The 11577-nt window shown below is 36.6% G+C and carries 11 protein-coding genes and 3 tRNA genes; 9 read left to right on the forward strand and 5 right to left on the reverse strand.

What is annotated here, in order from left to right; translation table 11 throughout:
• Nucleotides 1-63 precede the first annotated feature (63 nt).
• Entirely contained in the window at nucleotides 64-858 is a 795-nt protein-coding gene (locus EG346_RS00180) for an FkbM family methyltransferase (protein WP_123876615.1), read from the forward strand.
• 9 nt (nucleotides 859-867) lie between these two features.
• Nucleotides 868-2367 carry a lipopolysaccharide biosynthesis protein gene (locus tag EG346_RS00185; protein WP_073333810.1) on the forward strand — a complete coding sequence of 500 codons (1500 nt, stop codon included), beginning with the start codon at nucleotides 868-870 and terminating at the stop codon, nucleotides 2365-2367.
• On the opposite strand, the gene EG346_RS00190 is transcribed toward EG346_RS00185, so the two are convergent.
• From EG346_RS00190 to EG346_RS00205, 4 genes are all read right to left on the reverse strand, one after another.
• A complete protein-coding gene (locus EG346_RS00190; RefSeq protein WP_123876616.1) occupies nucleotides 2360-3406 on the reverse strand; it encodes a hypothetical protein in 1047 nt (348 codons plus the stop codon). The two genes, EG346_RS00185 and EG346_RS00190, sit on opposite strands and share 8 nt — an antisense overlap.
• Nucleotides 3407-3477: 71 nt before the next feature.
• Complete coding sequence (locus EG346_RS00195) at nucleotides 3478-4332, reverse strand: glycosyltransferase family 2 protein (RefSeq protein WP_123876617.1); 855 nt, start codon at nucleotides 4330-4332, stop codon at nucleotides 3478-3480.
• Nucleotides 4333-4422: 90 nt separating this feature from the next.
• Nucleotides 4423-5823, reverse strand: a complete 1401-nt coding sequence (gene aspA / locus EG346_RS00200) for an aspartate ammonia-lyase (RefSeq protein ID WP_073333802.1) — start codon at nucleotides 5821-5823, stop codon at nucleotides 4423-4425.
• 69 nt (nucleotides 5824-5892) lie between these two features.
• Nucleotides 5893-6918, reverse strand: coding sequence for an N-acetylmuramoyl-L-alanine amidase (locus EG346_RS00205; RefSeq protein WP_123876618.1), 1026 nt, complete (start codon nucleotides 6916-6918; stop codon nucleotides 5893-5895).
• A 135-nt stretch (nucleotides 6919-7053) separates the two neighbouring features.
• On the opposite strand from EG346_RS00205, the gene EG346_RS00210 reads away from it, so the two are divergent.
• The 7 genes from EG346_RS00210 to EG346_RS00240 all read left to right on the forward strand — a co-directional run bounded on the left by EG346_RS00210 (nucleotide 7054) and on the right by EG346_RS00240 (nucleotide 11094).
• Nucleotides 7054-7138 (forward strand) — tRNA-Ser (locus EG346_RS00210).
• 31 nt (nucleotides 7139-7169) lie between these two features.
• Nucleotides 7170-7244, forward strand: a tRNA-Pro gene (locus tag EG346_RS00215).
• Between the two features lie 32 nt (nucleotides 7245-7276).
• Nucleotides 7277-7350 (forward strand) — tRNA-Arg (locus EG346_RS00220).
• Nucleotides 7351-7401: 51 nt separating this feature from the next.
• A complete protein-coding gene (locus EG346_RS00225; protein ID WP_228426453.1) occupies nucleotides 7402-7602 on the forward strand; it encodes a GIY-YIG nuclease family protein in 201 nt (66 codons plus the stop codon).
• A 540-nt stretch (nucleotides 7603-8142) separates the two neighbouring features.
• On the forward strand, nucleotides 8143-9420 hold the full coding sequence (locus EG346_RS00230; protein ID WP_123876619.1) for an erythromycin esterase family protein: 1278 nt from the start codon (nucleotides 8143-8145) through the stop codon (nucleotides 9418-9420).
• Nucleotides 9420-10322 carry an ABC transporter ATP-binding protein gene (locus EG346_RS00235; RefSeq protein WP_123876620.1) on the forward strand — a complete coding sequence of 301 codons (903 nt, stop codon included), beginning with the start codon at nucleotides 9420-9422 and terminating at the stop codon, nucleotides 10320-10322. Before EG346_RS00230 ends, EG346_RS00235 begins: the two co-directional genes overlap by 1 nt.
• Nucleotides 10315-11094 (forward strand): ABC transporter permease, encoded by a 780-nt coding sequence (locus EG346_RS00240; RefSeq protein ID WP_123876621.1) that lies wholly within the window; start codon nucleotides 10315-10317, stop codon nucleotides 11092-11094. The genes EG346_RS00235 and EG346_RS00240 overlap by 8 nt, the downstream gene beginning before the upstream one ends.
• 98 nt (nucleotides 11095-11192) lie before the next feature.
• On the opposite strand, the gene EG346_RS00245 is transcribed toward EG346_RS00240, so the two are convergent.
• Complete coding sequence (locus EG346_RS00245; RefSeq protein ID WP_123876622.1) at nucleotides 11193-11576, reverse strand: hypothetical protein; 384 nt, start codon at nucleotides 11574-11576, stop codon at nucleotides 11193-11195.
• Nucleotide 11577: the final 1 nt, after the last annotated feature.

The raw sequence follows: 11577 nt of genomic DNA on the forward strand, positions 1-11577 counted from the left end.
TGTCTTTTTTTAACATTAGTTTAACATTTTTGCTTATCTTTGCTTTTCGTCAAACAATCAAGGATGTCTTTATATCAACAAATTGCAGAAAAACTACAATATATAAGTCCGAGTTTTTACAAGAAAAGATATTTTAAGAATTTAAACCATCTTACTCAAGCTAATTTTTCGGCACGGAATGTAGAACCGGAACTGGTATGGATCAAGGAATACCTTCCCAAAAATGCTGTAATTCTGGACATCGGAGCTAATGTAGGAACTTTTCTTTATCAGTTGGAGAATAAACTGAATCATGAAAATATTTATGGTTTTGAACCGAACAAAAAGCTTTACCGACGTCTGAAAAGACTTTTTCCGGCAATGAGGGTATTTCCCTTAGCTCTTTCTGACGAAAACACTACTGCAGAATTTAAAGTTCCCATCATTAATGGCAGACAGATCGCTTCCCGGGGCACTTTAAACACATCATACAAAGAAAAAGGTGAGGAAAAAAGCTACACCGAGGAGGTGAAGGTGATCAAACTGGATGATTGGGCTGCTATAGAACATTTTGACAGACTGGACTTTATCAAAATAGATGTGGAGGGAAATGAAATGAAAACCCTTTCCGGCGCTAAAGAAATCATCACACGATTCCTTCCGACCTTAATGGTCGAAATGGAACAGAGACACCACGACAATCCCATCTGGAACGATATTTCTGAAGTTAAAAACTGGGGATATGAAGCCCAATATCTTAACCGTAAAAGTTTTAAGCTGGAACTTCTGACGGAAGAGATCTTAATACACAATACCAACGATGAAAAAAACAAAACCAGCTATATAAACAATATCATTTTTACGCCAAAAAACCATTAAAAGAACATTATGAGTGTAGTAGCGAGACAGGGCTTCAAATATTCTATCATAGGTTATATTGGTTTTTTGCTGGGAACCTTTTCTATATTTATTTTCACGAATAATCTTGAGTTCTACGGAACATTAAGATACATTATGCCAACCGCAGAAATGCTGGTTCCTTTTGTCGTTTTCGGGATCTCCTATTCCAATGTGAAGTTTTTCCATAAAGTAGATCAGGATGGAAAACGGCACAATATGCTCACGCTTTCGCTGGCTGCCGTTTTTATCAATTTCATTTTATTTTTGTTCATTTTTTTTCTGCTCCCCTACGTTTTTCCGGGATTTAAGAATATGAAAGCCTGGAAGATTAAGGAAATCATTCTTCCTCTTACATTAATGCTTTCATTTTGTGCTATTTTCAATAAATATATTTCAAATTATAAACGGATTGTTGTTTCCAATATTTTCGATAATCTTTTTCCCAAAATTGCTAATCTCGGCGCGTTCCTGATTTTCATATCTCTAGTTTCACACTATCCGGCAACCTCATCGATACCTGAAAAAACAGCATTGCTATTTTTCTTCGGAATGTTTTTTTTAATGTTTATCGGTTATATTTTTTACACGAACAAGCTGGAAAAGATTCAATTTGATTTCAGTACGGAATACTTTAAAAAAGATCATTTTTACAAGGAATTTGCCGCTTATAGTTTCTTTGGATTTTTAGGGACTTTTGGAAATTATCTTGCGATCAACAATTTTATGATTGGAGAATTTCTGGGAATGGAAGAAGTTGGAATCTACTCTATTCTTTACGCTCTGATTTCATTAATCTCTGTTCCACAGTTAGGACTGTTTAATATTTCTGCTCCGATCATCAGTAAAGCTTTGGCTGACCGTGATATGGATGAACTCGACAGATTTCACAAAAAGACGTCTTTATCTTTGTATTTTTTAGGTGCGGTCCTTTTTTCATGCATTATGGTAGGCTTCCCTTATCTTACTCATTTTATGCCAAAAAACGGAGTCATGTTAAGAGAATACGAACCTGTAGTCTGGATTTGGGGATCTGCTGTTTTGGTTGATTTGGCAACGGGATTTAACGGAAATATCATTTCACTTTCCAAGTATTATAAATTCAATATTCTGGTGATGCTTCTTCTGGCAGGACTTACCATTGGTTTAAATTTCTATTTTCTAAAAAATACAGATCTGAAGTTGATTGGTGTTGCTTTGTCCACCGCTATTTCTCTCACAACATATAATGTAGTAAAAATTGTATTCAATTACTTTGTGTTTAAAGTTTCTCCGTTGACGATCGAAATGATTTTCGTTTCAATCATCTGTACTTTAGCGATTACCGTAGCGATTGTTTTACCTACTTTCAATAATAATTTCATCAATTTAGTCTACAAACCAAGCGTTGTTTTGATCTTGATTTATATTGGAAATCATTTCACTAAAGTTTTCCCGATCGAGGATTATGTGAATGCAAAATTTATTAAGAGTATTTTTAAATTTAAATAGCAATCAATCCGGAAAGGACCTTTTCAAGCTTTTTCAGCACTGAATTTCTGTTGTAATTTTTCTGGAAATCGAAACGGGTGTTTTTAAGCTCTTTAAACTGCTCTAAAACATTTTCCTTCTCAGGGATAATAAATTCTAATCGGGAAGGATAATCTTTAGGAAAAACGGCTATTTTAGAATATCTGATGGCATCTCCCAGATTTCCCGTCATTTTTGTACGGCCGTATATTTCTTCCCTGCTGAAAAATTCTGCTTTCTGCTGAATAGGACACCAGAGAATATCTGCCTTCTGCATTCCTTTTTGAAAATCGGTATTCGAAACTCTGTCAGAAAAATAGTGTACGGAGATGTTTTCAGGAAGTTGCTGAGATAGTTTCTGAAGCTGTTTCAGTTCACTGTCTTTCGCTTTTCCCAGAAATATAAATTCACACTTTTCTTTTGTTTTTACATGTTGAATGGTTTCAAAAACGTGGTGATAATCTCTCCTTTTTTGAGAAACTCCTCCGGGAATAACAACGGTAAGATGCTTATTTTCCGTTTTTTCGAAATTTTCGCTATAAAAAAGAGGCAAAAATTTATACTTATCTGATGAAAGTTCTTCATCCAGTATCAATAGATTTTTGGCATTCCGGTAGACTTTCGATGTATAAAACAAACCTTCTTTCCACCAAAGTTTCAGTCTATACACAACATCGCCCTTAAAAATACTTTTCATCAAAGCACCTTTGGAGGCGACTGAAAAATTGATATTGTGAACAATGACTGCGGTATTGTATTTTTGGACCAATGCGTGGAAAGTATTGAAATACCGGTGAACAGTTCCAATAATGATCAAGTCATATTTTTTCAACTTCAGCTGTTCCATAATCATCGAACTGTCTGATAAAAAAACGGTTTCTCCAGTCTGCTCCACTCTATCTTTTATCTTTTTCGAAAAATAATACTCTACATTACATTCTGAAGAGTCCTTCATAATATCCATGAAGGCCTGTGCAATTTCTGCGTGGGTGTCTATTTCGATGTAGGCGATTTTTTTCAATTAGAGATTAGAGATTAGAGATTAGAGATTAATAAAGGTAAATGGTTTTAATGAATGTTAGTCTATCATTTTTAGATTTTAAGCCATTTTTTCCTGAGTGTTTTCCAGCGTTGAGCGTTGATGGCTTTCTGCTCGTCTTTTGAGATTTTCAGTTCCAGTTTTTCTGTTTTACAGGCTTCGTAAACTTTGATGATGCTAAAGAAAAAAGAAACAGATTGACTCTTCGCCGCTTCTTTTGAGGCAGCAATATAGGCGAGGAACCTATTCAGTCCTAAAAAATAAAAATATCTGCCGTAATAATCTGCCGGCCTGATGGTATAGTCAGCTCCTTTCACTTTGATCAGTTTTACCTGAAGTTCGGGAAGGACGATTTCTTTCCAGTTCAGATTTTCCAAAAGAATGGAATCCATATTATCCCATCCTAATGTTTCCCTTATTCCGCCCATCTGGATAAAACATTCTTTGCGGTAGGCTTTCACAGGGCCTCTTACATGATGTCTATTTGAATTGCCTTCATACACCCAAGCTCCCTGTTTTTCCACGTACAACAAGCCGCCAACAAGTCCGTATTCAGGGTTGTTTTTAAAAGCATTTTGTATGGTCTCCAGATAATTTTCAGGAAGAATAATATCGGCATCAAATTTACAGATGATATCAAATTCATTTATATTCCGGGTTTTCAGTCCGTTTTTAAATGCATGGACGACTTTAGAACCTGGCTGATGTGATGATTTCTGAAGATCTACCGTTTCAAAACGGGAATCCTGACCGGTATATTTCCGGATGACTTCCTGTGTTTTATCCGTAGACCCGTCATTAACAATCACTGTTTTAAAATCTTTAAAGCTTTGCTGCTGTAAAGAATCCAGGGTGAAGGGAAGATTTTCTTCTTCGTTATGGGCAGGAATGATGATTAAAAACCTCACGTGTTTAAGTTATGAGTGATGAAAAATGAATGATCAATGATAAATTCCTGACACAGAAGTATCATTCATCATTGATCATTCATAGTTTTTCTATTTGTTATGCGGTGTCAGCATGTTTTTAGGATCTAGAATTTCATCTAATTTTTCCTGGGAAAGAATACCTTTCTCTAAAACAAGATTATAAACACTGTTTCCGGTTTCCAGGGCTTCTTTTGCAATCTCTGTAGACTTTTTGTATCCGATGTAAGGATTCAATGCCGTTACAATACCGATGCTGTGTTTTACCATGTTCAGGCAGATCTCTTTATTGGCTGTAATTCCTACCACACACTTATCACGAAGCGTATCCAATGCATTGCAAAGGAAATTAATGTTTTCCATGATCGCATGAGAAAGCACAGGCTCCATGACGTTAAGCTGTAACTGCCCTGCTTCTGCGGCAAAAGTTACGGTAAGATCATTTCCGAATACTTTGAAACAAACCTGATTGACCACTTCCGGAATAACAGGGTTTACTTTTCCAGGCATAATAGATGATCCCGGCTGCATCGGAGGAAGATTGATCTCAAATAATCCGGCTCTAGGTCCTGAGGAAAGTAATCTTAAATCATTACAGATTTTTGAAAGCTTTACAGCAAGACGTTTTGTAGCAGAAGAATAAATTACATATGAACCTGTATCTGGTGTTGCTTCAACGAGATTGGGTGCGGAAACAACCGGAAAACCGGTAATCTGAGCCAGATTTTTCGCACAAAGTGTAGCGTAGCCCACCGGAGCGTTTAATCCTGTCCCGATCGCCGTAGCTCCCATATTCACTTCTACGAAAAGGTCTGCATTGTTATTTAATTTAGAAATATCTTCTTCCAATGTGGCAGCATACGCTTCAAATTCTTGTCCCAAAGTCATTGGAACGGCATCCTGAAGCTGAGTACGGCCCATTTTGATCACGTCATGAAACTCATTTCCTTTTGCACGAAAAGCTGCAACAATTTTCTCCAGTCTGTCAACAAGTCCAATATTCATGTGCAGCAATCCCATTTTAATCGCTGTAGGATAGGCATCATTCGTCGATTGGGAAAGGTTGATGTGGTCATTCGGTGAACAGAATTCGTACTCGCCTTTATTTTTTCCTAATTTTTCTAAAACGATATTGGCAATTACTTCATTCGCATTCATATTGATTGAAGTTCCGGCCCCTCCCTGAATCATATCTACAGGAAACTGGTCGTGGTATTTTCCTGCTACAATTTCATCACAAGCTTCCGCTATTTTGAAATATAGGTTTTCATCAAGCAGACCCAATTCATAATTGGTTTTTGCTGCTGCTTTTTTTACAAAAGCCAAACCTTTGATAAAATCCGGATAGGAAGACAGAAGCTGTCCTGAGATTTTAAAGTTATCGATCGCTCTTTGCGTCTGTACCCCGTAATAAGCGTCTGCAGGCACATTTAATTCGCCTAACAGATCGCTTTCTTTTCTGAAATTTTCCATTACAGATAATTTAGCTGTTTTTATTTTTAGATATAACAAAAACGCATCTTAACCGATGCGTTTGAATTTTTATTTCGCCGGATATTTTTGATTTAAAGCCTGAAGGATCGCCCATGTTTCGGCGTCCATGATCCCGTCATAATTCTGAGGACGGAAATGATACTGGAAAGCTTCGATTGTTTTTTTCGTTGCATCATCCCATTTTCCACTTAAATCCAAATAGTATCCGAATTTCTGCAATGCAGTCTGAACAACAAAGATAAACGACGGATCGATATATCTTACAGAAAAATCTGCCTGTGCGAGAGTGAGAAAGTTTTGTTTTGCCGTTTCGTCATACCACATTCCAAGCTGGTATTCATCGTAAAGCTTTTTCCAGGGAAACATTGGTCCCGGATCCTGTTTTCTTGTAGGTGCGATATCTGCATGGGCCAGTACATTGGTTGCCGGAATCTGATATCTTGTTACAATATCTTTAGCAAGAGCGGCCACTTTCCTGATCTGATCGTCACTAAAGGCTGCGAATATCTTTTTTCCTGCAGCATCAGAAGTATATCCTGTATTAACGATCTCAATGCCTATAGAGGTATCATTAAGATTTTTATCATTTCTCCATGCACTTACACCGGCATGATAAGAACGCTTATTCTCATCAACCAGCTGATAGATTTCATTGTCTCCGGTATTATTAACCAGATAATGGGAACTTACGCCCTGCTGGGTAAGTACAGTAATGGATTTATCGTCTGGAAGTGCTGTATAATGCAGTATAAGGTATCGCTGTCTGAAATTCTGTGCAATGGCAGGAAAATAAGTCTTTACTACTTTATATCCGATGGGTTTCGCTGAAACGATAGAACCGTAACTTGCGGTGTTATCATTTTTTGCAGGATCTGCCAGATTGGTGGTAAAAAATTCTACCCCGTGTTCATTGGTAATTTTAGGTTTCGGAGTTTCGGCTACCGGAGTTTTAACTCCAGGTTTGGCCTGTGATACCGGGGTTTTCGGCTTGTAAGTATTTTTTTTTACATTTTGCTGGGAAGTACATGAAAAAACAAAAGTACTTAATCCGATGATATATAATGTCTTACGCATCAGTTTATTTTTTTAACCATTTATCACTTCAAAAATACGCAAATTTTTCTTGAATTTTATTTGGTAAATAAAGAAATCTGTTCTATATTTGCACTCGCAATAACGGAACAACGATCATTAAAAAATAAGAAAAAAGGAGGGTTGCCAGAGTGGTTAATGGAGCAGTTTGCTAAACTGTCGACGTGCAAGCGTCGCAAGGGTTCGAATCCCTTACCCTCCGCTATTTTTTCTTACACTATCAATATATACTTCGGGGCGTAGCGTAGTCCGGTCATCGCGCCTGGTTTGGGACCAGGAGGTCGCAGGTTCGAATCCTGCCGCCCCGACAGTTTTATTAATTTTCTCAAAATTATTTAATGGGTGCGTAGCTCAGCTGGATAGAGCATCTGCCTTCTAAGCAGACGGTCTCAGGTTCGAATCCTGACGCGCTCACTTAAAAAGACTTTACATTTTTGTAAAGTCTTTTTTGTTTATATTAGTTCCATGTACTACTACCTCTACCTACTCTATTCACAATCTTTAGATAAATATTATGTTGGACATTCTTCAGAAGATCTAAAGGAAAGACTAAGGAAACATCTATCACATCATAAAGGATTCACCTCAAAAGCAAAAGACTGGATAATTGTTTATTTTGAAATTTTAAATTCAAAGTCTAAGCATACCAAAGAGAACGGGAAATAAAAGCATGGAAAAGTAAGTCTAAAATCAAAAAACTAATTGATACACTACCCAACACAGAGCATCCCGATTTATAATCGGGACGGTCTCAGGTTCGAATCCTGACGCGCTCACTTAAAAAGACTTTACATTTTTGTAAAGTCTTTTTTGTTTATATGCCCTTCCTCCTTTCTATAGTCATTCCTTTTTCTGGATCAGTTAAAAATCTGTGCAATCGCTGCTCTCTTTGGGACACTTGTAATTCGTAGTATCAAAATTAGACTTTGCGAAAAAAAAAAGAATATTCTATTTTTCGTCAACTGTTTCAAATGATCCATTTTCACCTGACCTCTCTTCCGCTTTTAATTAAATAGTGCTGCTTCCGTTTAACATTAATTTATTTTAATTCCTGCAATAGCGAATGACAATTCGTCACAACTTTATTTAATGGCCCTATTTTCATCATTATTGCGAATAATTCACACCTAATCGTAACATTATTTAACAAACCAGCACTTATCAATAGAAACAAAATAAAATTTATCAATCTGTAAATTTTAATTCATGAGAAAAATACTTTATAGTTTTATCATTTCTGTTATGGCCATTTTTGTGCTTAACCAAATGATATACCAGGAAATTCCGGAGAAGGATACCAAAGAACAATTGTCAGAAATTGAGCGTTACAAACATCCTGTAAAAAGTATTTCTATGGAATACACTGACAACAGTGATCTGACAATATTTGACTCTATTCTGAAGGACAATAAAGTACTCATACTTGGAGAAAATACTCATTATGACGGCTCCACCTTTGAAGCAAAAAGCAGACTCATTAAATATCTTCACGAACATCTGAACTATAGTGTTGTGCTTTATGAAGCGGGACAGTATGATACCTGGATCATGAACGATGAAATGAATCACCACAGACTTAAAACTTCTGCAGATTCGATCGGAGGCCTTGGACTTTTCGAATTCTGGTGGAACGCCAAAGAAACCCAGCCACTGATCCGGTATTATCAAAAAACGAAAACATCCGTTAATCCTATTGAAATCGGAGGTTTTGACATCCAGTTTTCGGGAAGCACATTATCATCCAAACGCGGAAAGCTGTTAAAGGACTTCTCAAGGCGAAATAAGATCAATGGTACTACTTTTCCTATTTTAAATAAACATACCGGTGAGCTCAATCAATTTATGTATCCAAAGTATGTGAACAGGGTGTTAAAAGGAAATCAAAAAAATGAATTCCTCAAAGAGATCACCAGACTTGAACAGATTGTTTTAAGGCTGGATAAAACACCAGAAAATACAATGTATGCACGATATTTTCACGACATAAAAAATAATATGACCAAAAACTGGAAATACAAACCGGGATCTATGCCCAGCATGCATTTCAGGGATTCCCTGATGGCCCGGAATCTCATGTATCAAATCGATTCTGTTTATCAAGACAAAAAGGTAATTGTATGGTGTGCCAACATTCATTCTTTCGCAGAAAGATATAGTAAAGATTATCTTCCACTAGGTTCTTATATCAGAAATAAATACGGAAAATCATCGTATATCATTGACTTTTCATCATACGCCCAGCAATATAACAATGGAAGTATCTCTGACAGACCAGGAAAGTTTGCGATTGAAAATATATTTCACAAGACAAAAAGCCCCTATTTCTTTCTTAACCTAAGAAATGTTCCGGAAAACTCATTCCTGAAGAAAGAATTTGTATCTACGATCAACCAGAGAATGGATATGAAAAAGAACTGGAGCCGTTCTTTTGACGGAATATTTTATATAGACACCAATATCGTTTTAACACCAATCAAGAAATAATGGAAAGTATTATTACTCAAGACCTGAGCTATACCATAGGTTCTAAAGCTATTTTAAACAATATCAGTTTAAATGTTCCGGAAGGCAGTGTCTATGGCTATCTGGGAAGAAACGGAGCCGGAAAATCCACGACTATAAAGCTGCTTCTGGGACTTTTGGAAGAGACGGACGATAAAATTTTCATCCAAGGTAAGAGTTTAAAACAAAACCGAACAGAAATTCTCGCCTCCACGGGAAATCTGATAGAATCACCCTGTTTTTATACGAAACTGACGGTTCATGAAAATTTAAAATATCTGGATATTATCTACGGCAAAGGAAATAAAAGAATTGATGAAGTTCTGGAGCTGGTAGATCTTCACAAGGAAAAGAAAAAGAAAGCCAACGCGCTATCGATGGGGATGAAGCAGCGACTGGGAATTGCCATGGCCATATTTCACGATCCTCAACTGCTGATCCTGGACGAGCCTCTGAACGGTCTGGATCCCCAGGGAATCTTTGAAATGAGAAAACTTTTCCAACATCTGAATGAACAGGGTAAAACGATTTTCCTTTCCAGTCATATCCTGAGCGAGCTGGAAAAAACAGCTACTCACATCGGAATTATCGAAGGCGGCAAAATGGTTTTCCAGGGAACCAAGAACGAACTCCTGAGCCAGGTGGAAAAAGATCATATCCTGAAGATCAGCAACAGCGAAAAAGCAATTTCCGTCCTGAAAGAATCTTTTTCCGTTTCGCAACACAGTCTAAATAAGATTTCAGTAAAGGCGAGTGGTGATGAAAAATTTAATTTACTCTTAAAAACAGTTATTGAAAACGGAATTGAGATCTACGATATAGAATCTCAGAGCACGAATCTAGAACAGATCTTTATTAATTTAATTTCTAAAAGCCATGACTAATACTTTCTACAAAGCTTTTTCTTCCGAGCAATACAAACTTTCCAAGAATAAGGAAATCTTCGGTATCCTTTTGCTTCCCGCCCTTATCATATTCGCTATCGACCTTTATAACGTCTACAGCATTGTTACCGAAGGCGGAACGGGAATGATAGAAGGAACATCCAATCCGTGGAAACTGATTTTGGGAAAGTCAGTATCTCTGTTTCTTTATATGCTGTACCCAATACTGGTTTCTCTGTTTGTCCATGCCTGTTGTGATGTAGAGTACCAAAATAACAATTATAAAGTTCTTTTTACCATCCCTGTTTCAAAGTCGAATATATATATTTCAAAAGTCCTTTTCATGTTGATGACGGTTTGGTTTTCTATGATTTTGACGTACCTTGTTTTTCTTCTGAGTGGTTATCTTTTCAGTATTATTTTCCCGGAACTCGGATTTCAGAATTATGATTTCAGAGAGGTGATATTTTATGTTTTCTTAAAATTCACCATTACCCTTTCTGCCATCACCATGATTCAGCTGACTCTGAGTCTTATTTTCAAAAGCTTTATCTATCCTATAGGTTTTAGTGTGTTCATGCTGATTTTTTCAGGGCTTGCCAATGAGAAAAAGTTTTCTGATTTTCTGGCGTATACGGGAGGTTATAAGTTGTATGGAAATTTAATGTCTGAAAACATTTCTTTTGAAAGATTGGATTACTGTAATATAGCTGCAGTGCTTATTTTTGCGGGAGTGAGTTTTTATTTGTTTGTGAGGAAGAAGGGAGTTTGATTTTTACAAAATGGCTAAATCTGGTGCTTTGCCAAATAAAAAAGAATCCGTCTCACAAATTGTTTGTGAGACGGATTCTATTAATCTGAATTCTTACACTAACGTGTAAAATAATATTTCTGCCGGTCTTTTGACAGAATTACCGTATCCTTTTTTTTATACGATTTTATTTCAGTTCTGAATACCTGCGGATTTTCCTGATCCGGGTGAAGTATTCCGTACTGTGTTGAAATAACATTAAAATCAGCATTTTTCGGCTCTTTAAATCTTGCGATTAAGTAAATTTTCTTATCACCGGTAAAATCATCAACAATCCCGACCTTTACCTGAATGGTATCGGAGTTATTCACAATCTTATCATATTCTGAATGGTTTTCCCTGTCTGATCCCACCGGAAAATATTTATTAAAATTTCCTCCGGGACATGAACATAATGATAAGCATACAAGCAGAAAAGCGCTGATTTTAAATATTATTTTCATT

Source organism: Chryseobacterium carnipullorum (genome assembly GCF_003815695.1).
Classification (GTDB): Bacteria; Bacteroidota; Bacteroidia; order Flavobacteriales; family Weeksellaceae; genus Chryseobacterium; species Chryseobacterium carnipullorum.

What these genes read in the sequence shown, in the direction of transcription:
- EG346_RS00180 (WP_123876615.1), top strand. Translation starts at nt 64, where the DNA reads ATGTCTTTATATCAACAAATTGCAGAAAAACTACAATATATAAGTCCG.
- EG346_RS00185 (WP_073333810.1), top strand. Translation starts at nt 868, where the DNA reads ATGAGTGTAGTAGCGAGACAGGGCTTCAAATATTCTATCATAGGTTAT.
- aspA (WP_073333802.1), bottom strand. Translation starts at nt 5,823, where the DNA reads ATGGAAAATTTCAGAAAAGAAAGCGATCTGTTAGGCGAATTAAATGTG.
- EG346_RS00205 (WP_123876618.1), bottom strand. Translation starts at nt 6,918, where the DNA reads ATGCGTAAGACATTATATATCATCGGATTAAGTACTTTTGTTTTTTCA.
- EG346_RS00225 (WP_228426453.1), top strand. Translation starts at nt 7,402, where the DNA reads ATGTACTACTACCTCTACCTACTCTATTCACAATCTTTAGATAAATAT.
- EG346_RS00230 (WP_123876619.1), top strand. Translation starts at nt 8,143, where the DNA reads ATGAGAAAAATACTTTATAGTTTTATCATTTCTGTTATGGCCATTTTT.
- EG346_RS00235 (WP_123876620.1), top strand. Translation starts at nt 9,420, where the DNA reads ATGGAAAGTATTATTACTCAAGACCTGAGCTATACCATAGGTTCTAAA.
- EG346_RS00240 (WP_123876621.1), top strand. Translation starts at nt 10,315, where the DNA reads ATGACTAATACTTTCTACAAAGCTTTTTCTTCCGAGCAATACAAACTT.
- EG346_RS00245 (WP_123876622.1), bottom strand. Translation starts at nt 11,576, where the DNA reads ATGAAAATAATATTTAAAATCAGCGCTTTTCTGCTTGTATGCTTATCA.